This window comes from Peribacillus sp. BM1 (genome assembly GCF_056679975.1).
The window spans coordinates 1,964,065-1,989,933 of sequence record NZ_CM155259.1 but is presented as its reverse complement, the minus strand read 5'-3'; the positions used below and the strand labels follow the sequence as shown (position 1 = coordinate 1,989,933).

Below are 25,869 nucleotides of genomic sequence, written 5' to 3'. Positions count from 1 at the left end.
AAAACAATAAAAATGCCTAAAAGGGTTTAAAACCCGTGAAAGCGAGTTGAGTAGAATGAATAAAATCGGTTCTGTACAACAATTAATCTTATCACAAGTTGAAAAACTGGCTCAAAATAGCGGATACGATTTTCTTTTTGAAGCAGATTATGGAGAACTGTTAGGACAAATTATTGAGAGAGATGATTCTGGTTCCATTACCGAAACACCTTTTAGCTTCAAGTTATTTATTAATGAAGAAAGAGGTACTGGAAAAATCATACCCTACAATCCCAAAGGAGAACTACGTCATCAGGAGTTTAACATCCAAAATCCCCAAACCATTATCGCACTTCTCACCTTCATTCAGACGCAACTTTAGGGGTCAGACCCTATTTCCCGAACTTTTTTCCCCCTCGTAAATACACTTGTAGCAAGGGGGTTGGAATGTAAAGGCAGGGGTCAGACCCCATTTCCCGGATTAATGGTATGATAGGGAATGACGTTATTTTAGGAGGTTGGTTTTGAATGAATTTTACGAATTCGGAGCGTTTACATAAGGAAGCGTTAGAGCATATTGTTGGAGGTGTGAATAGTCCTTCTCGTTCATATAAGGCGGTTGGCGGTGGTTCTCCGGTTGTGATGGAGCGCGGTGAGGGTGCTTATTTCTGGGATGTAGACGGCAATAAGTATATTGATTACTTAGCTGCATATGGCCCAATCATTACAGGTCACGCACACCCTCATATTACAGAAGCGATTAAGAAAGCGGCTGAGACAGGAGTTCTCTACGGAACACCTACTCCTCATGAAGTGAAGTTCGCGAAATTGCTTAAAGAAGCGATGCCATTTATGGATAAAGTTCGTTTTGTCAATTCAGGTACTGAGGCAGTCATGACTACAATTCGCGTAGCACGTGCGTATACAGGGCGCGATAAAATCATTAAATTTGCCGGTTGCTACCATGGTCACTCTGATCTTGTTCTCGTTGCTGCTGGTTCCGGCCCAGCAACACTTGGAACACCGGATTCTGCTGGTGTAACCAAAGCAATCGCGAAAGAAGTAATCACTGTGCCATTCAATGATATCGAGCCTTTTAAAGAAGCACTAAAAACATGGGGAAGTGAAGTCGCAGCTGTCCTTGTCGAACCAATTGTCGGCAACTTTGGCATCGTGGAACCGAATCCAGGGTTCTTAGAAGAGGTCCTTGAATTAACACACGAAGCTGGGGGACTTGTTATATTTGATGAAGTCATCACAGCATTCCGTTTTTGTTACGGCGGCGCCCAAGACATGCTCGGAGTGCAGCCAGACTTAACCGCGCTTGGAAAAATCATCGGTGGTGGTTTACCAATCGGAGCATATGGTGGTAAAAAAGAAATCATGGAAACCGTTGCACCACTTGGACCAGCCTATCAAGCTGGAACAATGGCTGGTAACCCAGCTTCCATGTTATCAGGTATTGCCTGCCTAGAAGTTCTTAAACAAGAAGGCATTTATGATGAACTCGATCGACTAGGTGCAATTCTTGAAGATGGTATCCTAAAAGCTGCCCAAAAACACGATACAGAAATTACGATTAACCGTTTAAAAGGTGCTTTAACGATTTTCTTCACAAACGAAAAAGTTGAAAACTACGAGCAAGCTGAAAATACAAATGGAGAAATATTCGCGAAGTTCTTCAAACTTATGCTTCACCAAGGCATTAACCTTGCTCCTTCAAAATACGAAGCCTGGTTCTTAACAATCGCACATACAGAGGAAGATATCCACAATACATTAATTGCAGTTGATCATGCATTTAAAATGCTTAAAGAACAAAAATAATTGTATAACTATACTCTTTCGTTCAAATCTAGAAGTCAATGACTTCTAGATTTTTCTTATTAAGAAAAACAAAATGAGTCGTCGACCAATTCCTCAAATTCATCAATACTCACTTACCATTAACTGCACCGAACCAGCTATGCCAAGTGTCATCTAAAGAACAAATATAATCTATCCATTTTTTCAATTGAAGCATAAATTTTAGATTCATGGCATATATTTCAATTTCGATGCAAATAATATTTTTCCGTCCATTTCCTACTATCTTAAGCCGCCTTTATTGCATATGAAGTGGTTCATCCAAGTGAATCTGTCAAAATCCTTGCCCACCTTGCATATATCAGCCGAGAGTTGAATTCCAATCACTAAGTATAAGAAAAGCAGAAAACCCGAATTCCAACTCCTCACTTTTGAAATGATGTAATTGGCTCAATTTAAGCTTTACTATCCTTCTTTCTATCTATCTTTCCACATTTATCAGTTCATTTGTAATTATCACTTGAAAGTATGCTAATAACCATGTATATTACATTATTGTTTACTTGTAATCTTTTACGTGTAAAGTAGTACGTACATAGATGAATCCTTACTTTTATAATTAAATAATTATCGCATACATGTATAGATAAAAATTGAAGAAGAAGAAAGGAATTTAACTCATGAAGTTTGGTGCCCGCATTATTAAGACGGGAATCGCAATTGTTTTGGCATTATATTTAGCTCAACTTCTTAGCCTGCCAGCTCCAGTGTTTGCTGGAATTTCTGCTATTTTTGCTATTCAGCCGACGATTTATCGATCATTTAAGACAGTGATGGAGCAAATACAAGGAAATATTATTGGGGCAGTCGTCGCGGTTTTATTCGTATTGCTTTTTGGAAATAATTTTTTTCTCGTCGGATTGGCCGTAGTGGTTGTCATAACGATAAATTTAAAGTTAAAAATGGAAAATACGATTGTTCTGACCGTGGTTACCGTGATCGCGATTATGGAGAACCAGCAAGGTAATTTTCTGGAATTCGCATCTTTCCGGTTTCTGTCCATTTTATTAGGAATTCTCTCTTCATTCATTGTGAACTTGGTATTCATTCCGCCAAAGTATGAAGCGAAGGTTTACTCACAAATTAGTAGCACCACCGAAGATATCTTAAAGTGGATTCGAATTAGTACACGCCATGCCTCAGAGCATACGCTACTAAAAAAAGATATCAGCCGTATCAAAGATGACTTAATAAACATGGAGCATCTTTTTTCCATGTTTAAGGAAGAACGCAAGTACAAGAAGGAAAACATCTCTACATCCAGAAAGCTTGTCGTATATCGGCAGCATATCATCACAACAAAAAAAGCCTACGAAACTTTAAGGCGGATTCATAAATTTGAAAATGAAATTAATATGATGCCTGATGATTTTGAGTTGAAGATCATTCAACATATCGATTGCCTCATTTACAAGCATGAAGAAATGCTACTGAAGCATATTAGGAAAATTCGAATAGGGAGCTACGCGGAAGACTGGATGGAAAATTGCTTAACTAGGGAAGAACTGCTGGATTTATTTTTCAAACAGCATAATGAAATGGATCATGAACTGGCTGAGCTTTCCACTAGATTAGTTCCACTCATTGCATACATTAATGAGTATGACGAACAGCTCGAACATCTTGAAATGTTAATTAACAGTTTCCAATCGTATCATAAAGATGAAAACCAGGTATCGGTTAATCTAGACGATTGAGAGAACTTAGATTCACGAATAACGAGAAAGAGGCTGACATATGTCGGCCTCTTTCTCGTTATTCATTTTCTTTTTTAACTACTATTTGACATCAAAATCACGATATTCTCCGTGTCAATCAGCGGTTTGTTCTGTTAAGTTGAGTTGTTGAACTTGGAATAACTGGTAATAACGACCTTGCAATTTCATTAATTCATCATGTGTACCGATTTCAGCAATCTCTCCTTGATCAATTAAGACAATTCGATTCGCATGAGTGATAGTCGATAGTCGGTGGGCTACAATAAACGTAGTTCTTTCTTTGGCCAATTTTTCGAGAGCTTCTTGAATAAGATGCTCACTTTCTAAATCTAGCGCAGATGTTGCTTCATCCAAAATAAGTAACGGCGGATTTTTCAGAAAAACTCGAGCAATGGCCACCCGCTGTTTCTGGCCACCCGAAAGCTTGACTCCACGTTCACCAACCTTTGTGTCATACCCCTCCGTAAGATTCATAATAAATTCATGTGCATTCGCAACTTTAGCTGCCTCTATCATTTCTTCGTCTGTGGCATCTGGTTTACCCATGAGGATATTCGCTTTCACAGATTCACTAAATAAAATGTTATCTTGTAGCACCATTCCAATTTTGTCTCTTAGACTACGAACCTTGAAGTCACGAATGTCTTTTCCATCAATCAAAATTCTCCCTTTACTAACATCATAAAAGCGCGGAATCAGACTAATTAGTGAGGATTTCCCACCGCCACTCATTCCAACTAATGCTATTGTTTCTCCTGCATTGACATCAAGGTGAATATTTTTCAGCACATCTCGCTCATTTTCTGCATAGGCAAATGAAACATTGTCAAATGTAATTTCACCTGCAACTTGCTTTAATTCAACGGCCTCTTGTTTATCATCAATGTCATATTTTTCATCTACCAATTCAAACACTCGATCCATTGAAGCCAATGTTTGGGTCATAGTCGTTGAGGAGTTGACGAGACGACGCAGTGGGTTGTAAAGACGATCAATAAAACCAATAAAAGCCACCATCGTTCCCAAGGTCAAATTCCCGTGAATCACCTCATAACCTGCGTAGCCGATTACCAAAAGTGGCGCAATATCGGTAATCGTGTTCACAACAGCAAATGATTTCGCATTCCAACCCGTATGCTGAAGAGCTTTATCAAGGAAATTCTTATTTTGTTTACTAAACCGCTCTTGTTCATAATCCTCGATAGCAAAACTCTTTATAACCGGCATTCCTTGAACTCTTTCGTGTAAATGACTCTGTAGGTCGGCGAGAGCTTGAGAACGAATTCTCGTATATCCACGCAATCTGCCAAAGAAATACTTGATTGAGAATACATAGAATGGCAACATAATTAAGCTGACAATGGTTAGCTTAGCATCCATTGTATACATAATCGCCACAGAAAAGAATATCGTTGCAATATCTAGCCATAAGTTCATTAAGCCCGTTATGACAAAATTCTTCGTTTGTTCTACATCATTAATCACCCGGGAAATCACTTCCCCAGCTCTTGTGTTGCTATAGTACTTAAAACTGAGCTTTTGAATATGGGTAAATAAGCTATTGCGAATGTCGTAGAGAATCTTTGTACCGGCCCATTGGGCAAAATATTGCCGATAATATTCAATCGGCGGACGTAACACAACAAAAACAAACAGCATAATCCCAATGACCCAAAACAACTGATTTGTTTTTTCATCCACAGACTTAGAACTTGCAATAATATCATCCACAACATATTTGGATAAAAGCGGGATTAATAACGGAATGGCAAATTTCAGCAAGCCAATTAATATCGTACCTGCAATCTGCCATTTATAAGGTTTTACAAATTGCAAATATCTTTTTATGCTGTCCACAGAAATCCTCCATTTTTTCTAAAGGTGATACTAAAATAAAATCACGCAATTTCACCAATCTATTGTTTTTCACTTACAACGTTGTTGATTCGAAAGAAAAAGATGTCCCCAAAGGGTCTGACCTCACATTCTATACACCGTTTATTGTGTCGTGTTCACATCTTAAACAATATATAGGAGATGTGGGTTCTGACCCCTTTCGCTATGGGACATCCTTTGATTCAACGATAAGTCAAAAATCTTTCATACCACGAATCGATAAATTCTGCAGAGAAAGGTCCTTTTCGTTGCCGAATCATATAAATCAAATAATCAACGTTCGTTCTCAATATTTGATCAATCTCTTCCGGGTAATTCATTTCTTTCCGATGCCTTTCATACTCATCCTCATCAAGCAGATTAAAGGTCATATCCGGAAACACCTTAATATCCAGGTCATAATCAATGTATTTAAGCGCTTGTGAATCATAAATAAACGGTGAACTGATATTGCAATAATAATAAACACCGTCTTCTCTCAGCATGCCTATCACATTGAACCAATACTTCGAGTGGAAGTAGCAGATAGCCGGTTCTCTCGTTATCCACGTTCTTCCATCAGACTCCGTCACCATTGTGCGATCATTAGCAGCGATAACAAGATTCTGTGTTCCCTTCAAAACGGTCGTTTCTTCCCAGATTCTGTGGATGTGACCATTATGCTTGTAACTCTGAATTTGGACCCTTCCTCCTTCGGTGGGAATCTCCATATTAATTTCCCCTACTTTCTTTTACCAACTTCTGTTTTACATTCATGTAAGTCCATTTGTATATACGCCTGTCAAGTTCCTATATCTCTTTATTATAGCGATTTATCGCTGATTTTAAAACAAAAGAGATTAATCATTTAGTAAAAATGTGTAAAAAAACGAAGAAAGCAGTAAAAAACAGTGATTTTCCATGTTTCTACTGACTTTATACGCTTATACTCATCTTGACTAATAATTAATCTCTACATCATTATTTCGCAGTCGTTAGTTCTTTTTGATAATATTGGATCACTTCTTCGGTTTGTTTCTCAAACTGATTTTGAATATCATTTAGTTCTTGTTTCATCTGCTTAATTTCGTCATGTAGAGTACCCACCTGCGATTTTCGCTCTAAGTCATATAATTCTTTCTCAATCGCTTGGCAACGTTCTAGTTCTGTTTGTAGAAATAATAATTTATCCATCGTTTTTAATTGCTCATTAATCAGTCTATCAAATTCTCGCATTCAGGACCCCACCTCACCGAAAGAATATTTATCTATATGTATTCTTGCTTCATAATAAATTTCCTTTAAAAGATTATGTAGGGATTAGAGAAGTTTTGTCGATATACATCGAACCTATTATTAAGACGACTTTCAATCAAAAGGAAAAGACATCCTCGGATAAGGATGCCTTTTCACTGATGGAAATGATTAGTCTTGAAAATTGCTGTTGCGGTTTTTATTAGCTTCAGCTTGTTGGTTTTGCTTCTTAACTTCTTGAACATTTGTTTCGCTTGCAAATTCAGTACCGTATTGGCCTTGTGATCCAGCGTTGGATTTACCAAATCTTTTACCAGCTTCAGCTTGTTGATTTTGCTTCTTAACTTCTTGAACATTTGTTTCGCTTGCAAATTCAGTACCATATTGGCCTTGTGATCCATCGTTGGACTTACCAAAGCTTTTACCAGCTTGTGCTTGTTGGTTTTGTTGCTTTACTTCTTGGACATTCGTTTCGCTCGCAAATTCAGTGCCGTATTGCCCTGAAGTGGCAGCATTATTTTGTTTTTGCACTTGTTGAATATCTGTACCTGCTTTTGATTTCTTTGCCATTCGTAATCACCTCCACGAATAATAAGATAACCAGGAAGGGAGTTAGATATCCAAATTTTCATAACCAAGTTTATCCAATTATTGTTTTCCGTTTACACTAAAAGAGAAATACCGCCATCTACGATAATTGTCTGACCTCGGATCATGCTTGCATCTTCAGATATCAAGAACATGATGGTTTTTACCATATCTTCCATTGAAACAATTCGGCCAGCTGGAGTTTCTGCGGCCGCTTCCGCCAATAATTCTTCGCGGTTCGGAAAATGCTTGAGTGCATCCGTATCAATAACACCGCCTGAAACCGCATTAACGCAAATGTTCTTCGGTGCCAGTTCAACAGCAAGGTAGCGGGTTAGTGCTTCCAATGCAGCTTTGGAAACTCCAACAGCAGTATAGTTTTTCAGGTATCGAATCGAACCAAGTGAACTGATACTGACCATCTTTCCGCCACCGTTTCTCTCCATAAGCTTCGCTGCTTGCTGTGCACAGAAAAGGAAAGCTTTACTGTTAATATCCATTGTCCAATTCCAGTGGGACTCCTCAAGTTCCATCACAGGTCTCTGAACACCTGATGCCGCGTTATTGATAAACACATCTAATCGGCCAAACGCTTCTTCGATTTCTTGGAACATTGCTTTAATTTTTTCTACGTCTCCAACATTTGCTTTCACGACTAATGTTTTTCTGCCCATCGCTTCAATCTCAGCCGCTACTTCCAATGCTTTTGATTTACTGCGTGCATAATTAATCACTACATCATAACCGGCCTCTGCAAGCGTCAATGCGGTGCTTCGTCCAAGTCCTTTACTACTTCCTGTTACAAGTGCTACTTTTTGTGTCATAGATTGATCCATCCTTTCAGAACTAAGAATAAAATTTGCTTTTTAAATGAAAAATAGAATGATTATGCAAAAGGGAGTGTTCTAATATGTATGTTGGTCGTGATATGACAGAATTGTCGATGCTGCAAAAGTCAGAATGGGATAAAGATGAGCTTGCTTTTTTTCATCACTCTCTTCAACAAATGGTACCTTATTTAAACCAAGAAGGACAAGTGATTCATCGAGAAATTGTTGAAGAAATCGTAAATCGTGGTGGCCTAAATAATCTGGAAACAGATTATTCGAATACACATAAGTAAAAACACAGGACCCAAATGATGCTAATTCTAGCTTATTTAGGTTCTGTTTAATTCATTACTTTTCCTGAACAACCACAAACTAGAAAATTCCCCAAAGAGTCTGATCTCGCACTAACTCACAGTTTCTAGCGGAACCATTCACTTAATTTAAAGTATAATGAGTGATTGCGCGGTCTGACCCTTCCTTATGGGGAAGTCTTCCTCTATTTCACTTATTTTTTTCTTTAAAAGCCGCCATCATTTTCTGGTGTGGGACAGGGAATGCATACTGTTCAAGATCCATCTCACTTACCCATTTGAATTGATGCTTTTCCATGATATTTTGGTCAATTTCTGCTGGAATGACACCAGAAAATGTATCAACATTCCAAACCAGATGTGAGAAGACATGCTCGATCTTTACCAAAAGCTCATCCAATTCTGATGTTACACCTAGTAACTCCTTCAATTCCTGATTGAAAAAATCGCGCTTTGCCAAAAGGCCAGTATGAATTTCAAAGTTAGGGAACTCCCAGAGATTAGCTAATAAGCCTTTACTTGGTCGTTTATGAATTAAAAATTCACCTTTATGATTAATAAGTACCGCGGCCACAAGTGGTACCATACGGGTTTTTTTCTTTTGGATTTTGATTGGTAGCTCTGATTGGACACCTTCCTTAAATGCTTCGCAATGCTCCCGCACCGGACATAATAAGCATGCTGGTTTACCAGGTGTACAGATTAAAGCACCGAGTTCCATAAGGGCTTGATTGAAAAACGAAGTATTGTCGTGGTCAATCAAAACCCTGACTGCTGCTTCAAAAGTCTTCCTCGTTTTCGGCTTAGCAATATCTTCTCGAATCAGCAAGATCCGTGAAAGTACGCGCATCACGTTCCCATCTACAGCGGGTTCCGGTTTTCCATATGCAATGCTTAAAATAGCACCTGCTGTATAAGGTCCTACTCCTTTTAATTGTGCAATTTCTTCCGGTGTATCTGGAACAACACCGCCATACGTAGCCTTCACTTCTTTTACAGCACTATGCAGATTTCTGACACGAGAATAGTAACCTAAACCTTCCCACGCCTTCAAAACGCGCTCTTCATCTGCTTCTGCGAATTCATCAAGAGTAGGAAACCACTCCATAAATCTATTAAAATAAGGAATAACTGTATCGACTCGAGTTTGCTGTAACATGATTTCTGAAACCCAAACCCGGTATGGATCTTTATTCTCTCGCCATGGCAAATCCCGATGCTCACTTGCAAACCAAGAAATTAAGTCATGTTGAAATTGTTTACGATCTATTGTCTTTAATGCATTTACTTCTTCTTTCACATTTCTTCCTCCAAGATGTTAACCTCATTTAAAGAAGGGAATATAAATAAGGGTGAACGTACATTTTTATTTCTTAACGTTTCAAAGTATATCATGTGATTAAATGATGTATAGTAGGAATAAAGCAAAACTTCCATCAGTGGTTTTTTTATCCTTCACTTAGGCTTCTTTGATTCCACTAAGTCTTGAGGTGGGGTATTACAGCCTGTTAAATTGGGATAAAATAACGATATATTAACATTTATAATTTAAATCTAGATATCATAAAAAAAACGGTTCATTACATGTAAGTTATTAGTGTGTGTTCAAAAAAGAGGATAAAAAGAGCCAAGAAGTTCGAGGAGCGACCGTTTATACCTGCACGTATGCAGTAATACGTAAGGACCAGACTTGCACAGGATGTGCTGACTTCTGTGTTGCGCACAGGACATGCGCGGTTTTAACAGAAGGTCATTCTTGAGCTTTGATGCAATTCGTAAGCTTTTTTACCAGACTTTTTGAACATCCTCTATTACTATCAAATACAAAGGGGTTGGCTTTTTGGATACAGGTACTCACTTTGTCATGGGAATCGCTCTTTCAGGGCTGGCCACTTTAGATCCTATCGTGGCAGACCATACACTAACTGCCCAAGCAGTTATGTTTGGTACAATTATTGGTTCCCAGGCTCCAGACATCGATACCATACTTAAATTGCGGAACAATGCTGTCTATATTCGAAATCATCGGGGAATTACCCATTCCATTCCAGCTGTTTTGCTTTGGCCCATTTTAATTACTGGCGTTCTTTACAGTATATTTTCTTCTTCTAATCTTCTACATCTATGGCTTTGGACTTTTTTTGCCGTATTTCTCCATGTGTTTGTTGACATTTTTAATGCCTATGGCACGCAAGCCATTCGACCGATTTCTTCAAAGTGGGTAGCATTTGGCATTATCAATACATTTGATCCATTTATATTCGGGATCCATGTTGCCGGACTCATTCTTTGGGGCTTCGGATTTCCGCCTGGCTATACGTTTCTTACGATTTACTTCGTTCTGATTATCTACTATATCGCTCGCTTCCGAGAACAGCGATTCATAAAAGCTGCTGTCAAAAAGGCAATTCCATCTGCATCAAAGATTATTTTATCACCAACGATGAACTATCATCGCTGGAAAGTGGCGGTTATCGCTGAGAAACATTATTATGTCGCTCGTGCAGAAAATGGAAAAGTAACGATTCTCGATACATTTGACCGGATTCCACTTCCCGATAGTGAGATTCTCCATGTAGCGAAACACGATAAAAATTTAGCCGCTTTCTTGTCTTTTTCACCAGTATATCGATTTGAAATTGCTGAATTCGACGAATTTTTCGAAGTTCGGTTCATCGACCTCAGATACCGTAGCAACGGATTTTATCCTTTTGTTGCCGTTGTTCATCTAGACCATGATCTTCAAATTAAAAATTCCTATACAGGCTGGATATTTAGCGAAGACAAATTGCGAAAGAAATTGAAGCTAATTCCACTTTAAAAAGGATCATTCAAAATGCAAAGGGTCAAACCTCGCGACTACTACACACAGATTAATGAAGGTTAAATAATCTTTAAACTGTGTGTTGATTGCGAGGTCAGACCCTTTCTTAGATCACCTATTTCATGTACATCAAATCTCATTTTCCCCTTGAAGTAAATGACGATATTTCGGATTTTTCGCTACAAAGTCATGTAGCCGTTCGCCATAATTGTCAATCCATTGTGTGACAACCTTCAAAGTCATTTCCGCCCCTGCGTATTCATGTCCTGCTTTTGCATAGGTGGCTTCAAAATCTTCCCACAGTAATTCTACCCAGGTTAATGCTTGCTCATAAGTGATTTGATCATTTTTTTGTAGCAATCGTTCAGTTAATTGTTCTTTATATTCTTCCATTTCTGTACTCTCCTTTACCAATTTTTTCACCTATCATTTAATCATACTTCCCAGATGTTTGCCTCATACTAATCGTACGTGCCTAAGAAGCGCGACGATTCCCGATTGTTTGGAGGAGAAAAAACATGAGAAATAAAGCGAGTAATTTTCAAAATCAAAACAAAAATAGGTTCGAAGGTGGGCCTCGTGCAAAAGCTGAATTTTCGTCAAAGCGTGCAGATGGAACGATTAATGACCATCCTCAAGAACGCATGAGAGCCTCAAACGAAAGAACCTCAGATAATATTTAATAAGTTGGTACAGGTCTGACCTTGCTTTTATTTTAAGGCTCTTTTCGTAAAGTTTGTTGTTTTTGCAAGTAACAGATTCGAACAGATGTTGATTGTAGTTGATCTGCGAGACTCCTGCTAAGAGAAGCGTGTTTTAGGGAGACTCCGCAAGTGTAAAACACTGAGGAGGCTCCTTTAGACCGCCCGCACAAAGCGAAGTACCTGTAACTAAAATGAACCCCGGATATTCGTGTAAATATCATTTAAAAGCAACAAGATATGCGAAGGTAGCCTATTTTAAAGGTGTTAACATTGAGATTGGCAGGGCTTCCTCCTGTTTCGTGCCGCTTAATCGATAGCCCCAGGCAAAGACTCCATTTAGGTAATCAATCTTGAAATATGTTCCTAGATCTCCTTCAATACTGTACATTTCACCAGGCTTGAAATCTTTTGGATCAAGCAGATATGCTTTTGCCATAATTACTTTCCGTTCAAGGACAGCAAATTCATTTACGATGCCAAGTTGTTCCGCTTTGCGCGCTTTCTCATGCAAACCTGCTATTTCTTGTTGAAGTTCATATGCTGACATTTGGCTATATCTTGTTTCGCTCATTATTAGCACCTCTCTAGCAATACCGTCACCGGTCCTTTAGCTTTATTTTAAAAGATGGTCCACTCACACTTAAGCTTACCGAAACGAATCGACATCGGTCAACAGGTTTGATTAATCGTGTTTTTCATCTGATAAATATCGGTCAATCATTTCAATTGAAAAGCCCTTACGAAATAACGCTTGCTTCATTCGCTGCTCATATTCATATCCGGTATACCCCTGATATCGCCGTTTTATTCTTTCAGCCTGAAACATGAGTGACTGCCATTCTTCGTCATCATTTTTCTCAACCGTAACCTCTTCAAGCGCAATCGATATCACATCTCTAGAGAAGCCTTTTCGAGATAATATTTGGTCCAGCTTTTGTTGTAAGGCCCGCGCAGAAAGCTTCGTCTCTTTCTTAGTTGCTTTCTCAGCCATCATGATAGCATGTTCAATTTGCTGCTCACTCGGATATTCCACCATAGCTTGCTCAATAATCGAAAGCTTGACCCCTTTTTCCCTTAACTCTTGCCCAATGATGATCGGCCCTTTATTTCCACCGTTCATATAGGTTCTTACAAAAGCACGAGCGAATTCGAGATCATTCAAGTACTTATATTTATATAGCTTCAAAACCGTTTCTTGTATAATCGGTTCATCTACTTCTTTTTTCTTTAAATACATACGAATTTCTTGCTCTGAACGCATACGGTGCGATAAATAATTCAATGCACTTGTAAAGCTTTTCTGAATTTCATCATACAGTTGAATATCGGCAAGGTCATATTCATTGATTTCCATGCCTTTTTTTAGCTGAAATTTCAATAATACTTCTTCATCAACACTAAAGGCGTACTCCTCGCCTTTTCCCTTTCCATAATCCATGAAGACATTATAGCGGTCTGTTCGTTTTTGTTGAGTTGTTATTTTCGTAATAACGGCCAAGAATACCACCTCTTTGTCTAATGTACCATATTTGAAAGAAGGTTTATGCGAAAAAGAATCGAAATAAGTAACGATGGAAAAAAGAGGAACTTCCATCAGTTGGGGTATTACAGCTTGTTAAACGGGGATAAGGCTTGAATCAAGGAGGCAAATGATGAAAATTGCCATAGCAGGCGGAAGCGGCTTTGTCGGTATGGCTCTTATTCAAGAGCTTAGAAAAGAAAACCATGAAATCTATATCCTTACAAGAAATCCAGAAAACAAAAAGCCTATTACCGGTGTAAAATATGTGAAATGGCTTAATCAATCTGCACGTCCAGAGAATGAGTTGGCAGGTATTTACGCATTCATTAATCTTTCTGGGGAATCGTTGAACAGCGGGCGTTGGACAGATAAACGTAAACGTATCATAGTCGAGAGTCGGGTCGAGACAACGAGAGAAATGACTCGAATCCTTTCAATGCTTACAGAAAAACCGGCAGTGGTCATTAATGCCAGTGCAATCGGATATTATGGAACGTCAGAAAAAGAGGTTTTCACAGAAAAGAGTGGAACAATTGATGAAGATTTTCTATCACGTACAGTACAGTTATGGGAAAAAGAAGCATCAAAGGCAAAAGCATATTGTAGCCGATTAGTATTTGCACGTTTCGGTGTTATACTTGGCAAGAGTGAGGGGGCGCTTCCTATGATGGTAACTCCTTATAAGTTATTTGCCGGCGGTACAATTGGGACAGGCCGACAATGGCTGTCTTGGATTCATGTTAAGGATGTTGCTAGAGCGATTTTGTTTTGTGTGAATCTTGAAGTAATTAAAGGACCTGTTAATTTTAGCTCCCCATCCCCACAGCAAATGAAGGACTTCGGGAAAACGATTGGGACCGTCCTACATCGCCCTCATTGGTTTCCTGTGCCACCGTTTTTGTTAAAAACCATGCTCGGCGAAATGAGCGCCCTCGTATTAGAAGGACAAAAGGTGATTCCAAACGTTTTACAACGCCATGAATTCACCTTCGCTTTTCCCGATCTAGAGGCAGCACTTGTCGATTTATTAAAATAATTTTTAATTGAGGACCATTTTTGGTCCTTTTTCAAATCTAGTCTTTTTTGACAAAATTCTTCCTACTTATGATTAAATAAATAAATAGATCCGATCATGAATACAATAGCTACAGATTTCTTTAAGTCAAGCGCGATTCTTTCTCCTCCAAACAAGCCAAAATGGTCGATGACCGCTCCCATTATAATCTGCCCTGCAATGACGGCAAAGAGGGCTGAAGAAACTCCGAGCTTTGGAACCGTCGTGACCATAACTATGACATAAAAAGCGCCAAGTAATCCGCCAATTAATTGTCCTTTCGGAACCTCAGAAATAGCAAGCAAATTCCCTTTGCCGAAAAAAATCACAACAAAAAATAAAGCTGCTGTGCCGACAGAGAATGAAATAAATGAAGCTTCTATCGTTCCAACCTTTTTACCAAGCCCACCGTTGACCACTGCCTGGATTCCTACAGCAAGTCCACCAGCTAGTGCCATCAACAGGTATATCCATTTCACAAACGCCATCTCCCTTATGTACTCTACTTTATGTGCTCATTAAAAAAATCATACGCATGGAATTTATCTTACTATGGGAACAGCTTCATGGATAGCATGAGGTGAAGCTTCCATTATTTCCAACAATTCCAATTATGAAGGATACAACAAAAAAAGTGAAGAAGAACTTCCGAGTATGTAAATCTTCTGTCTACTAAGAAAATCACAAGTGCCTTGTTCAACCAAAAGGCTTGCATAAAGATTGTTAAATTGGAAGTTCTTTCATATATTCTAGGATTTTTTTAGAAACAATAAAGATGAAGGATTGCAGGTAAGAGGAAGGCGATGAAGAACTTAGTTATATTTTCACATAAAAAAAGCAATATTCCTCAAGCTTTTTGCTTTTGAATATTGACCTCTATTGGTTTTATAATTTTATTACCGCACTCTTTACAAATCTCATTCTTCTTAGTCAACGTTAAACAATAATTACAGTAGTATTGCTTCATAATCACCCTCCTTTTCATATGTTTAGTTTAATCCGGCTTTATTTTATCTGTGTATGAATCTTGTTAAGTAATTATAAAGAATGGCGTTTACTCAATTCTCCTTAAAAGTTCATCGTATAAAATCAATTGAATTGGAAAAAATAAGAACATCTGCACAATAGGAGCTGATGAAGATGGGAAGCAAGAGAAAAGAAAAACTGGTCAAGAACAAATTAACGTCCACACAAGAATTTCTCTACTCTAAGGACTTTAAGAAAGCGGATCGTGCTGGTGGATACGCGTCATCTGGCAAACTATATTAAGCTGGAGGGAATTTCCGCTCATGATATTTTGATTTCTACAAAAGCTAAATGAGGGTATCTCAAAAGCAAAGGGTCAGACCCCGTAACAACTAAATACAGTACAACATTAGTATCTGAAACATTACATACTGATTTAGAGTGCGAGGTCAGACCCTTATGAGACATTCTCATTTTGCATAATAGGGGGAATTAAGAATGGCGAAAGAACTTAACCAACAATCAGTTCAACGATTCAAAAATCAGAAAAGCGATGGACTTGATATTGAATTTTCCCAAGAACTTGCTGACCATGACGATTTAGAAGCACAACAACGCTCACAAGCAGCCGATAAGCGGGCGAAACAGAATCATAATACACATTAAGAAGAGGATGACTCACTGAGTCATCCTCTTCTTAATCTTAATGAGCAATTTCTCTTTTGCGAAAAATCTTTCCGTTCCCCTTATCTTTACCTATCCATCCTTTAATGAATGGAATTGCAAAGCGGTCTACACCATAATTATATGCTCCTGCCCCTGCAAAAAGGAGAATGATAGCGATTGTATAGAAAACTGGGTTCGTGCTTATCGTCCCTGCTAAAAGGAAATTAAGATTCATGAAAGCTCCTGCAATTAACGCTGGAATTGTCGCCGCTCCAAGAATTAGTCCGACCCCTACTAATATTTCACCCCATTGAACGAAGAAGCTAAATAGTTCTGCATTTGGTAAAGCCACTTGTTCAAGGAAGCTTGCGTACCAACCTTGTACTGCCGGGTGTTCTCCACCAGCTTTCGCTATCGCTCCTTGGATAAATCCACCTGCATTGAATTCACCACTAGTAAGTTTGCCCCAACCGCCCATTACCCATTGAATGCCTAACCAAATTCTCAATACTGTCCAAACTCCACTAATAATCGGTCCGTTATTCCAATTCGTTTTCATTCTACATCTCTCCTTAAAATAATTTAACGAAAGTTTGTGAAATTATTCACATGATTACTTAAAAAAATGCTTGCGTTCCATGGTTAGTTTGTCTAAAGTATAGTTTGTGAATGTTTTCACTAACTTTCTGTACATTCATCATACTATCCCCTTTTCACATTTGCAATAGCGTTCACAAAGTAGTAACAATTTTTTATTGTACTCATTTCTCTTCCGTTAAAAAAAGAGGACCTAGTGGCAATGTACTGAATTGAATGTTGCGACTACACAGATCGTTCTATTGTCCAATACGAACCGTTCCTCTATCTTGGCCCTTCACCGTATTCTGCTACATTTCCAAAGAACGCCTTCTAAAACGAAAAAACAGCGCCCTAAAGCAAGAGAACTGTTTTTACTTTGTTTTTTGAGTGGGTAACGAGTACCTATCCGCTTAGTTGTGAATGTCTATACCTTTTGGGTGTTTGTCTCAATGAATCAGGTTTCAAAGATCTCTCAAAATCTATATTCCTTGCCACAAACCTAATTAACAAATACGAAATACGGCTATACAAGTGATCAAAAGTCAGTTCGTTTCAGATCCTTTTTCATTTCTCTTACTAACAACTGCGATTACCAACAAAAATAGAGGAATCATCGTTTGTATCAATAAACCGTAAAAGGGGAAAGCCTGGACAAGAAAACGTTCCAATTCCATACTGCTAGGAAGTGACCAATAGCTGAATGCCACGATCAGAATCCCTAACGGCCATACAATGGGTCGGTAGTTCGAAAGATTCAGCCATTGTGCGGTTCCTAAAGCAGTCGCATAATAAAACACAGAAATTTTGACAAACGCTCCTACTATCCAGATAGCCATGACGATGGACTCCAAATGTTCAAAAAAAGAAGCCAAACTCGCATATCGAGCAACGATCATCAAGGGATAAACCATAGTAGCCGTCGTTGGTCCGAGTATAAAAAGAACAGTAATATTCACCACAACTAATGTCATCATAACGAAGAAAACTGTTATCATCCCATACTTCATCCCTTTTTTCCTATCCACTAAAAAAGGCAGGAGAAAAGTGATCAGAAAAAATTCCGTAAACCAGCCACTCGGTACAATCGCTCCCTTAAGTGGAGGCATAATGCCATTTTCCAATATCGGGAATATATTTTTAAAATCAAAATCAGGTAACAATAAAATGATTAAGATGAATGGTGGAATTATTAATATAGGAAAAATTAATTGAGCAAATCTCCCCAATCCCTCTAAACCTCCTATTACGAGAAAGGCACAGAGTAATACCATCGATGCCATGATCACAATACTAGGGGTATTGATTAGAAAAGCGTTGACTACAAATTCTGCATACTGTCTGATAACGATTCCCGTGACCTGGATATAAAAAAATAAAAATAAAAAACCTAGTATTTTCCCAGGAATCCGACCAATAATGTGACCACTTAATTGAATAATCGTTTGTTTCGGATAAAGTTTGTGTAGCTTAAAAGCGATATACACCGTCACAAAGCCGATGAGAGAAGCTAAAATGGGTGACAACCATAAATCTGTTTTGGCATATCGTGCTGTGAAGTTGGGTACCCCAAGAATAATGGTAGCCAACATCGTAGGATACATCATGAGTGCCATCTGAAGGGATGAAATTTTGCCTTTCTCCATCATCTTGCTCCTTTTTCGTGTTAGTAAGGAAATATGAACTCATACCTCTTGCAACAAACATTTACATTTTCATAAACTTTCCAAACGGACTGAAAATAGTTTTAATCCATGCAGTAGGTCCTGTCAATTCTGGGAGATTAAACATCGATAGTAATAAACCGATGAAGAACAGTGTAAAAAAGGTCATCTTGTCTTTTTTAGGGTTTTCTTTCATACTCGGCCATTCAAATAAAATGATTATAGCGATGATAACAGTTGTACAAAAAAAAGCACCCCACCTCACTTTTCATTCACCTCTTCCTCATTTTCCAGGTTTACTGTATAATCCTTGCCCACGAATTTTGGTCTTAACATTTACTTTTACTTCCACTTCTGGGAAAATCTCTTCCCAGCGATTTTCGACTCGTTTCCACTGTTTCGGATATTTCCGTTCGAATTCTTTAGCAAAATCTACAATATCCGTCTTTAGTTCATGCTGGATTAACTGTAGAGCCAATTCGATTCGCTTTCTGATTGCTTCTTGATACACTTTCTCTACTTTCTTAACTGATTTTGGATTTGTAAAATCAATATTCGAACTGTTTTGCACAACATTTCCTTCTGTGCTGATATTTACATTCATTTTCCATTTTCCACCGTCCATTCGTGGAATTAGCTCGATATCAGTTGATACCGGATTTAAAGACACGTCTCCATTTAGACTTTGGGAATTTACGGTAACCGTGTAATTTTTCACTTCATTTCTCAACCATAAGATCCCTCTTGTTTCCCGTTCAGTAATTTTTCCAACCATTTGATCTTTTTGAAAAACAGCTGTACCGAAAATGCGTGGGAAATGGTATGACTCCTTTCGTTTTTTCTTCACTGCTGTTGATATTTTAACGTATGGCAAAGCAGCAGCATGAGACGTGCCAATCAACATCTCATTCAAGTCCTTCAGCGTGGTCCGCATCGCGATACCTAAATCGGAGACCTCAAGTAAGATCTCCCCCGAATAGCGTTCCATGCCAGAATCCGTTTCAAGGATCCGCTTTGCTTTTCCTTCGCCGACATAGGCATAGGCTCTTTCTCTTGTCTGTGGATGGCGGAGCAGGAAATCCAAATGATCTTGTATTCCTTCTTTTGCAACCTCTTCGCCAAATATAAAGACTTTACATTGTCCCCAAAAGATTTTTCTAGGCATATAGCTTTGAAGTCTTGATAGGGCATCTGCAATATTTTTCCCTTTACTGGATGCTACCTCCGTTACTAATTCTCCGCCGGAACTGCCTCCTTCTTGCCCGCCTCCGCTACTGAATGTTTTGGGAATGAACACCTGAATGGAGAGTTCAATTTGATTGTCACCTTTTTTATCAATGGCTGCTGCAGTGACAATAGCCAAATTATTGACTTCTACTCGATCCCAGCAGCCGCTTAGTAAAAGAAGCGATCCACAAACGGAGATCAATAAAAAGATGCTTTTCATCGAGTGACTCCCCTTTCCTTTCTCCATTATTTTGTTCACCTTTAGCTATTATTTAATCCGATTCTCCTCCCCTTTTTGGACTTGGCTCTTGTCCCGATGACTGACGGTATAAATTAGATTCCCCCGTAAGATGCGGGCGTGTATCCATCATCCACAAAGGTGATCGCCACAGTACATCCTTTAGCTCGCGAGTTTTTAGCGGTGCTAGTGGTGATAAGTAAGGAACTCCGAAAGAACGCAAATTACACAAGTGAATGGCCATAGCAATCATTCCCATCATGATTCCGAGCAGTCCTAAGGTACCAGCAAGTATCATTAATGGAAAACGGAGCATTCGAATTGCAATTCCAGCAGTATAACGAGGCATCATAAAAGAAGAGATTCCCGTTATGGACACCACAATGATCATTGGTGCTGAAACCAACCCTGCCTGGACAGAAGCTTGTCCAATCACGAGCGTTCCCACAATGCTGACAGAGGAACCTATTTGCTTCGGCAATCGAATCCCTGCTTCACGCATTGCTTCAAACATAATTTCCATGAGCAACGCTTCTACTAAGGCAGGAAAAGGGACCGCTTCCCGGGAAGATGCCATACTTAGCAACAATTGCGTTGGCACCATCTCCTGATGGAACGTTAGAACGGCTATGTAAAGAGATGGTAGTAATAGTGAGATTCCAAGGAAAACATAACGGAGCCAACGGATAAAAGTGCCCATCAGAAAGCGTTGATAATAGTCCTCTTGTGATTGCATCAAGGAAAAGAAGGATATTGGAGCAATTAAAGTAAAAGGAGTTCCCTCTACTAGAATAACCGCCCGTCCCTCTAGCAAATTAGAACTAGCAATATCTGGCCTTTCAGTTGACATGATTTGAGGAAAAGGTGAATAAGGGTTGTCCTCAATCATTTCCTCAATGTAGCCACTTTCCAATATGCCATCTATCTCAATTCGTTCCAACCGTTTGGTTATCTCTTCAATAAGCGTTGTATCTACAAGTCCATCAATATACGCAATCGCAACAGTCGTCTTCGTATACTTTCCGATTTTCATTGTTTGTATTTTAAGTGCAGGACTTTTAATAATTCGTCGCAATTGAGACGTATTTACCTCTAAAGATTCATTAAATCCTTCTCGAGACCCTCTGATTCCTGCCTCTGCAACCGCTTCTTCAATCCCTCGTTTTTCCCATTTAGCCAATCCTAAAGAAAATCCATTACTTTCACCCTCATAAAGAAGAATGGGATTTCCAGTGGAGATTGACTCGATGCAATCCGTTATCGTATGTACTCTTTTCACTTTAGAAACGGGCATTTTATGTTCAAGAAATTCATTGATTGATTGGGCCTCATTGGTTGGTTCCTTCATAAGTGGAGAAAGGACAAATTCTTCGATTCCCTCGATGTCTGACAGACCCTCAATATATATTATGATTGCCCTTGTTTTTCCAAAAAGGAAGAACGGACGGAAAACGACATCTGAACAATTCTCATAAACCGAACGAAATGTTTCGACATTTTGATTAAAATTTTCATAAAGGGGATCCTGTCGTTTAAAATCCTTGTGATTCCTTTGTAAATGAGGCTTCTTTTCTTTTGTTTTCCCTACTAATTTACTCACATTACGAATCAAGCTGATCCCCCTCTTTTCACTGGTGACCCTAACTCCTTTTTCTATAATTCTACATTTAGGGTATTCTATACAAGAAATCCTGAAATTGGTGAGGACATATTTTCTGGACTTAGGAATTTTTCAAGAGATAAAATTCGCATTAAAAGTATTGGCTCTTTCAAAACGTCTTTAGCTACACACTACATAATTTTCCTATATTAGGATATAATGTTATATATAAAGTAAAACTTCGATCAGTGGTGATTTTCTTCATCCCCCACTGATTGTTAGTCCCGTTCGTACTGTCGCTAAGATCTTCGCTTTCGCTTCGATCAATCGACAGTACGAACTAAGGTTCAATGAATCACAGACTAAGTGCGCCGCGTCCTCATGTCTTCGTCTGTGTGACCCACATCCTGATTCTGTGGGCCTCAACTAAACCTTTGAAGATCACAAAGGTAAGTTTCACTGTATCTCACCAATCAGGCTTTTACTTCAAAAAGTGAGGCGACTACCCAGCCCCGACAAGCATAAGATGGAATACGACGTGGCGCAGTTTGCCACAGAGTATTACAGCTTATGACCTCAGACGGGCTAGGAGCTGCAACTAGATTGGGCAGTTATCCCCCACCTACGCTTCCTTGATTCCTCTATGTCTTGAGGTGGGGGGCTTTACTGCCCGTTAATGCGGGGAAATTTTAGTTGATTATGGAGAAGTGTATATGTTGAACCTTTTATCTTATTTTACTTTTGCAATGATAGCCATCTTGTTTGTTTTATTTTTATTCATGCTCGTTGGTTGGCGTTGGATGATAAAACGATTCGTAAAGCAGACTGGAAAAATCATTTTAACCGATAGTTATCAAGAAAATATTATGGAATTGATGCCAGGGCTTCGGCATATGGGCGTTCAAAATATACTTGAAAATAGCTTACGTGCAGAAACTGGTGACCTCCTTCATCGCCCACTCGGCTCCTCAAAAAAATGGCCGCATTTGGATCCGATTACCTTTATACCTGCACAAACGACACCGTTTCCTATTGATGGTGAAGAAGAAGTTGATATGAAGATAATGATTGGGCCAAAAGCAAAAAAACCGTTAAAAATAAAAATTCCGCTTATGATCAGCGGGATGGCCTATGGAATTGCACTAAGCGAACAAGTGAGACTGTCTTTAGCCGGTGCAGCTAAAAATGTCGGAACCGCGATTAATTCCGGAGAAGGCGGGATCTTACCTGAAGAACTAGACACAGCAGGAAAATATATTTTGCAGTTTTCCAAAACAGAATGGTCCAAGGAAGAAGACCTTATTAAGCGTGCCGACATGATCGAAATTAAATTCGGGCAGGGTGCATTATTTGGAATGGGTGGAAAAATATCTCCCGAAAATTTAACAGGTCGTGCTCGTGAAATTATGGGGCTTAAAGAAAATGAAGATGGCGTCATATTTGAACATTTTTTTGAAGATCAAACATTAGCAGATATAAAAGAACTTATTAAGGAACTTCGAGACATATCAGGTGGTGTTCCAATTGGTGTGAAGATGGGTGCAGGTGGAAAAGTCGAAGAAGATATTGATCATTTAATTGAGATTGGTGTTGATTATATTGCGATTGATGGAGGACAAGCAGCCACACACGGAGCTCCTCCCATTTTATCAGACGACTTCGGAATACCGACATTGCATGCGGTTGTCCGGGCTGCCAATCATTTAGAAAAAAGAAAGATGAAAGGGCAAATTAGTTTAATTATCTCAGGAGGGCTTTTAGTACCTGGACATTTTTTAAAAGTACTTGCACTCGGTGCTGATGCTGTATATTTAGGCTCCACTATATTATTTGCTGTCGCACATAGTCAAACATTGAATGCCCTTCCATTTGAACCACCTACACAAAGTGTTTGGAATCAAGGGAAATTCAAAGACCAATTTAATGTAGAAGAAGGAGTAAAAGCCGCGGAAAAATTCTTAACAGCCAGTATCGAAGAAATGAAAATCGCACTTAGAGCAATGGGGAAACGCTCTTTAAAGGAGTTGTCAAGAAAGGATTTAGTATCGTATGACGAGTTAACAGCTAAAATGATCGGCATCCCATTTTCCTTTGAACCATGGAAAGACAAACAAGAAATGAAGTAAGATAATTTTTAAAATAGACAGCATCTTAAAAGTTCTTTTGAAGGTAAATGTACGATTCTAGACAAATATGTTTGTTTCATATTTATTATCTATTTATAACGTTTGCTTCTTCATTAGATTATTTCAATGATTAGTATTACCATTATTGTATAAGGAGCGTATTAAACAATGCCATATGTAACTGTTTGGGGGCAAGAACCATTTGAAGTGGAACAAGGGAAAAAATTAGTATTAGCTCTTGAAGATAATGGGGTACATATTCTCCACCGCTGTGGAGGACAGGCGAAATGTACAACTTGTAGAGTGGAAGTGTTAGCAGGTAATTTCTCGGATGTAACAACGATTGAAAAGAATGCCTTTGTAGAAAAAGGGATTGAGGATCATTTACGATTATCTTGTCAAATCCGAGTTAATGAAGATATAACGGTACGTCCCATCCTGACCGTTGAAAGTTCCGGAAAGAATGCTGGACCAAGACCAGGAGAATGAAACTATCTTCTTGTTCGAATAACGGCAATGCTACTTTTCGAGCGAGCCACTTTTTTTCGATTTAGAATTCATTTTGGATAATACAAGTATATATGGAGATACTACCAAGATATCAATGTTTAAAAAAAGGGTGAAATCATGATTTATATATACAATGATTATGCCGGAACACATAGCACAGCAATGGCGGCAGCGTATCATTTAAACAAATTACCTACTGGTCGAACGCTGACCAAAGCAGAAATTTTAGATATTGATTATTTTAATAAGTTAACGAACCATGATATGGGCCGAATTATCTTTCATGGCATAGATGAGGATGAAAACTCTGTCTATACACTGGGCCGGAAGAACGATAAACTCGTTGTTCCTGCTTTAAAAAATTTAAGTGAAATATTGCAAGATGTCTATCATGGAGAGGATAGAATTGTTTTTTCCAACACTTCTCCAACTGTACCATTTGCAATGACAATGGGGGGGCTATTTTCTAGACGGCTAAAAATCGACTTTATCGGTGTCCCCTTATTAGTCTTAGGTGCAAAGCAATGCTATCCTACTATTGTTCAATTAGTTGAATACACGAAACAAGCAGGGCGTTCAGCAAAAACAAAGGTTGTTATTATTGAAAATAAGAATTTTAACTAGGAGTGGCTTTATGTTCCATCCCGAATGTAAAGCTCTACGAAGTATGTCTGTCCAATTTCTACTGAGTAAAAAGGATGCACGTCTGCGATTTATAAGCAGGATAAGTTATCCACATCCCTGTGTATAGCGTGGATAAAAAATCAGATTATTTAAATAATAGGGACGAGTTAAGGAGAATCCTCCACTTCCTTTTCCTGTTACTTGTGGATAAATTTGTTGATAAACTCAGTTCCTATAAATTATTAAATTAGATAAAAACAGTCCTCTCTTTAGAAGACCGATTATAACTATTTTAAGGATACGATGTACATAAATATCTAGAATTTATTCAAACTAAAACGAAAGGAGAATGAGGAACAATGAATACATGTGATTTTTCGCCGATGAAACAGAGGATTGAGGCTGATATTAAGGAAATTATCGAGCACCTCGAGATATCATTGAACGTACTTCAAAAGGAAAGTAATTGTTTATTGGGGAGCTTTGAGGAGATTAAGAATCGCTTCATTCAAGTCCAATCAGCAGCAGCTAGCTTTTATATGAATTGTTACTTATCAGAATACACAGCAAAATATGAAGATATTTCAAGAAGTATTCAACAGCTTTCCTTAATTCGTCATGGGGCTCTTATTGTAATTGAACGATCAATCGCTGTAGATAGCTTCATTCAAAAAGGAACGTTAATTCGTGCTGAACTTACCCCACAATTATTAGCTACTATCTTTTATCCTGGAAATCCGCTACATGATGGGGCTGTCCTCATTCGCGGAAATGAAATTTTCTCTGCTGCTAATATCCTGCCTTTAACTAAACAACAAGCCGGAGAAAAGAAATTAGGTACAAGACATCGTGCAGCATTAGGGTTGTCTGAGCAATGTGATGCAGTGATTCTTGTTGTATCTGAAGAAACAGGAAAAATTTCCTTCACTATCGATGGTAGTTTTTATCCGATAAGTACGAGCATCATTTAAAATGAGGAAGTCCTTCTTCTTTTAAAACAGATTCTAAAGCCCAAACGACATTGCTATTACTCTCTAAAAAACTAATAATCGTGGAATTATTCGTCACTTTTTCAATATAGGAGCCCTCTTTCATTCATCTAAGACCTTCCACAATTCAATTGTGCATCCTTTCAAAAACAAAATAG

General features: G+C 38.6%; 28 protein-coding genes. 13 read left to right on the top strand and 15 right to left on the bottom strand.

What is annotated here, in order from left to right:
* Positions 1-55: 55 nt before the first annotated feature.
* The 3 genes from AC1MGI_RS09585 to AC1MGI_RS09575 all read left to right on the top strand — a co-directional run bounded on the left by AC1MGI_RS09585 (position 56) and on the right by AC1MGI_RS09575 (position 3,542).
* Positions 56-361, top strand: a complete 306-nt coding sequence (locus tag AC1MGI_RS09585) for a hypothetical protein (protein WP_480349509.1) — start codon at positions 56-58, stop codon at positions 359-361.
* A gap of 146 nt (positions 362-507) precedes the next feature.
* A complete protein-coding gene (locus tag AC1MGI_RS09580) occupies positions 508-1,806 on the top strand; it encodes a glutamate-1-semialdehyde 2,1-aminomutase (RefSeq protein WP_480349508.1) in 1,299 nt (432 codons plus the stop codon).
* A gap of 659 nt (positions 1,807-2,465) precedes the next feature.
* The gene (locus tag AC1MGI_RS09575; RefSeq protein ID WP_480349507.1) at positions 2,466-3,542 is read left to right on the top strand and encodes an FUSC family protein; all 1,077 of its coding nucleotides are present in this window, start codon (positions 2,466-2,468) and stop codon (positions 3,540-3,542) included.
* Positions 3,543-3,656: 114 nt separating this feature from the next.
* Here the strand turns inward: AC1MGI_RS09575 and AC1MGI_RS09570 are convergent, their stop codons facing one another.
* From AC1MGI_RS09570 to fabL, 5 genes are all read right to left on the bottom strand, one after another.
* Positions 3,657-5,420: an ABC transporter ATP-binding protein gene (locus AC1MGI_RS09570; protein ID WP_480349506.1), complete on the bottom strand. Its 1,764-nt coding sequence runs from the start codon at positions 5,418-5,420 to the stop codon at positions 3,657-3,659.
* Positions 5,421-5,641: 221 nt separating this feature from the next.
* Positions 5,642-6,169 (bottom strand): nucleoside tri-diphosphate phosphatase, encoded by a 528-nt coding sequence (gene ntdP, locus AC1MGI_RS09565; protein ID WP_480349505.1) that lies wholly within the window; start codon positions 6,167-6,169, stop codon positions 5,642-5,644.
* Between the two features lie 250 nt (positions 6,170-6,419).
* The gene (locus AC1MGI_RS09560; protein WP_480349504.1) at positions 6,420-6,674 is read right to left on the bottom strand and encodes a YgaB family protein; all 255 of its coding nucleotides are present in this window, start codon (positions 6,672-6,674) and stop codon (positions 6,420-6,422) included.
* A gap of 189 nt (positions 6,675-6,863) precedes the next feature.
* Positions 6,864-7,262 carry a gamma-type small acid-soluble spore protein gene (locus AC1MGI_RS09555; RefSeq protein WP_480349503.1) on the bottom strand — a complete coding sequence of 133 codons (399 nt, stop codon included), beginning with the start codon at positions 7,260-7,262 and terminating at the stop codon, positions 6,864-6,866.
* Positions 7,263-7,354: 92 nt separating this feature from the next.
* A complete protein-coding gene (gene fabL / locus AC1MGI_RS09550) occupies positions 7,355-8,104 on the bottom strand; it encodes an enoyl-[acyl-carrier-protein] reductase FabL (RefSeq protein WP_480349502.1) in 750 nt (249 codons plus the stop codon).
* An 86-nt stretch (positions 8,105-8,190) separates the two neighbouring features.
* Between fabL and AC1MGI_RS09545 the strand changes: the two genes are divergently transcribed.
* Positions 8,191-8,403, top strand: coding sequence for a hypothetical protein (locus AC1MGI_RS09545; RefSeq protein ID WP_480349501.1), 213 nt, complete (start codon positions 8,191-8,193; stop codon positions 8,401-8,403).
* A 208-nt stretch (positions 8,404-8,611) separates the two neighbouring features.
* Here the strand turns inward: AC1MGI_RS09545 and mutY are convergent, their stop codons facing one another.
* Positions 8,612-9,721 carry an A/G-specific adenine glycosylase gene (mutY, locus tag AC1MGI_RS09540; protein ID WP_480349500.1) on the bottom strand — a complete coding sequence of 370 codons (1,110 nt, stop codon included), beginning with the start codon at positions 9,719-9,721 and terminating at the stop codon, positions 8,612-8,614.
* Between the two features lie 540 nt (positions 9,722-10,261).
* Between mutY and AC1MGI_RS09535 the strand changes: the two genes are divergently transcribed.
* Positions 10,262-11,242 (top strand): metal-dependent hydrolase, encoded by a 981-nt coding sequence (locus AC1MGI_RS09535; protein ID WP_480349499.1) that lies wholly within the window; start codon positions 10,262-10,264, stop codon positions 11,240-11,242.
* A gap of 132 nt (positions 11,243-11,374) precedes the next feature.
* Here the strand turns inward: AC1MGI_RS09535 and AC1MGI_RS09530 are convergent, their stop codons facing one another.
* Complete coding sequence (locus tag AC1MGI_RS09530) at positions 11,375-11,638, bottom strand: YfhJ family protein (protein ID WP_480349498.1); 264 nt, start codon at positions 11,636-11,638, stop codon at positions 11,375-11,377.
* 125 nt (positions 11,639-11,763) lie between these two features.
* Between AC1MGI_RS09530 and AC1MGI_RS09525 the strand changes: the two genes are divergently transcribed.
* Positions 11,764-11,928 carry a small, acid-soluble spore protein K gene (locus tag AC1MGI_RS09525; RefSeq protein ID WP_062183486.1) on the top strand — a complete coding sequence of 55 codons (165 nt, stop codon included), beginning with the start codon at positions 11,764-11,766 and terminating at the stop codon, positions 11,926-11,928.
* Between the two features lie 271 nt (positions 11,929-12,199).
* On the opposite strand, the gene AC1MGI_RS09520 is transcribed toward AC1MGI_RS09525, so the two are convergent.
* Together AC1MGI_RS09520 and recX are read right to left on the bottom strand one after the other, a co-directional pair.
* Entirely contained in the window at positions 12,200-12,520 is a 321-nt protein-coding gene (locus AC1MGI_RS09520; protein WP_480349497.1) for a YfhH family protein, read from the bottom strand.
* Positions 12,521-12,631: 111 nt separating this feature from the next.
* Positions 12,632-13,456, bottom strand: coding sequence for a recombination regulator RecX (recX, locus tag AC1MGI_RS09515; protein WP_480349754.1), 825 nt, complete (start codon positions 13,454-13,456; stop codon positions 12,632-12,634).
* A 145-nt stretch (positions 13,457-13,601) separates the two neighbouring features.
* On the opposite strand from recX, the gene AC1MGI_RS09510 reads away from it, so the two are divergent.
* A complete protein-coding gene (locus AC1MGI_RS09510) occupies positions 13,602-14,507 on the top strand; it encodes a TIGR01777 family oxidoreductase (RefSeq protein WP_480349753.1) in 906 nt (301 codons plus the stop codon).
* Between the two features lie 62 nt (positions 14,508-14,569).
* Here AC1MGI_RS09510 and AC1MGI_RS09505 read toward each other — a convergent pair whose 3' ends face one another.
* Positions 14,570-15,004, bottom strand: coding sequence for a DMT family transporter (locus AC1MGI_RS09505; RefSeq protein WP_480349496.1), 435 nt, complete (start codon positions 15,002-15,004; stop codon positions 14,570-14,572).
* A gap of 661 nt (positions 15,005-15,665) precedes the next feature.
* On the opposite strand from AC1MGI_RS09505, the gene AC1MGI_RS09500 reads away from it, so the two are divergent.
* Positions 15,666-15,794 (top strand): YfhE family protein, encoded by a 129-nt coding sequence (locus tag AC1MGI_RS09500; RefSeq protein WP_480349495.1) that lies wholly within the window; start codon positions 15,666-15,668, stop codon positions 15,792-15,794.
* A 195-nt stretch (positions 15,795-15,989) separates the two neighbouring features.
* Positions 15,990-16,157: a YfhD family protein gene (locus AC1MGI_RS09495; protein WP_480349494.1), complete on the top strand. Its 168-nt coding sequence runs from the start codon at positions 15,990-15,992 to the stop codon at positions 16,155-16,157.
* Between the two features lie 37 nt (positions 16,158-16,194).
* On the opposite strand, the gene AC1MGI_RS09490 is transcribed toward AC1MGI_RS09495, so the two are convergent.
* The 5 genes from AC1MGI_RS09490 to AC1MGI_RS09470 form a co-directional block, all read right to left on the bottom strand.
* Positions 16,195-16,716: a DoxX family protein gene (locus AC1MGI_RS09490; protein ID WP_480349493.1), complete on the bottom strand. Its 522-nt coding sequence runs from the start codon at positions 16,714-16,716 to the stop codon at positions 16,195-16,197.
* Between the two features lie 562 nt (positions 16,717-17,278).
* Positions 17,279-18,382, bottom strand: a complete 1,104-nt coding sequence (locus AC1MGI_RS09485) for a GerAB/ArcD/ProY family transporter (RefSeq protein WP_480349492.1) — start codon at positions 18,380-18,382, stop codon at positions 17,279-17,281.
* 58 nt (positions 18,383-18,440) lie between these two features.
* On the bottom strand, positions 18,441-18,662 hold the full coding sequence (locus tag AC1MGI_RS09480) for a hypothetical protein (protein WP_480349491.1): 222 nt from the start codon (positions 18,660-18,662) through the stop codon (positions 18,441-18,443).
* 18 nt (positions 18,663-18,680) lie between these two features.
* Positions 18,681-19,844, bottom strand: a complete 1,164-nt coding sequence (locus tag AC1MGI_RS09475) for a Ger(x)C family spore germination protein (RefSeq protein WP_480349490.1) — start codon at positions 19,842-19,844, stop codon at positions 18,681-18,683.
* Between the two features lie 52 nt (positions 19,845-19,896).
* Positions 19,897-21,474: a spore germination protein gene (locus AC1MGI_RS09470; RefSeq protein ID WP_480349489.1), complete on the bottom strand. Its 1,578-nt coding sequence runs from the start codon at positions 21,472-21,474 to the stop codon at positions 19,897-19,899.
* 701 nt (positions 21,475-22,175) lie between these two features.
* Between AC1MGI_RS09470 and AC1MGI_RS09465 the strand changes: the two genes are divergently transcribed.
* The 4 genes from AC1MGI_RS09465 to cdaS all read left to right on the top strand — a co-directional run bounded on the left by AC1MGI_RS09465 (position 22,176) and on the right by cdaS (position 25,693).
* Positions 22,176-23,588 carry an FMN-binding glutamate synthase family protein gene (locus AC1MGI_RS09465; RefSeq protein WP_480349488.1) on the top strand — a complete coding sequence of 471 codons (1,413 nt, stop codon included), beginning with the start codon at positions 22,176-22,178 and terminating at the stop codon, positions 23,586-23,588.
* A gap of 168 nt (positions 23,589-23,756) precedes the next feature.
* On the top strand, positions 23,757-24,077 hold the full coding sequence (locus tag AC1MGI_RS09460) for a 2Fe-2S iron-sulfur cluster-binding protein (protein ID WP_480349487.1): 321 nt from the start codon (positions 23,757-23,759) through the stop codon (positions 24,075-24,077).
* 138 nt (positions 24,078-24,215) lie between these two features.
* The gene (locus AC1MGI_RS09455; protein WP_480349486.1) at positions 24,216-24,722 is read left to right on the top strand and encodes a DUF3189 family protein; all 507 of its coding nucleotides are present in this window, start codon (positions 24,216-24,218) and stop codon (positions 24,720-24,722) included.
* Between the two features lie 359 nt (positions 24,723-25,081).
* Complete coding sequence (gene cdaS, locus AC1MGI_RS09450) at positions 25,082-25,693, top strand: sporulation-specific diadenylate cyclase CdaS (RefSeq protein ID WP_480349485.1); 612 nt, start codon at positions 25,082-25,084, stop codon at positions 25,691-25,693.
* Positions 25,694-25,869: the final 176 nt, after the last annotated feature.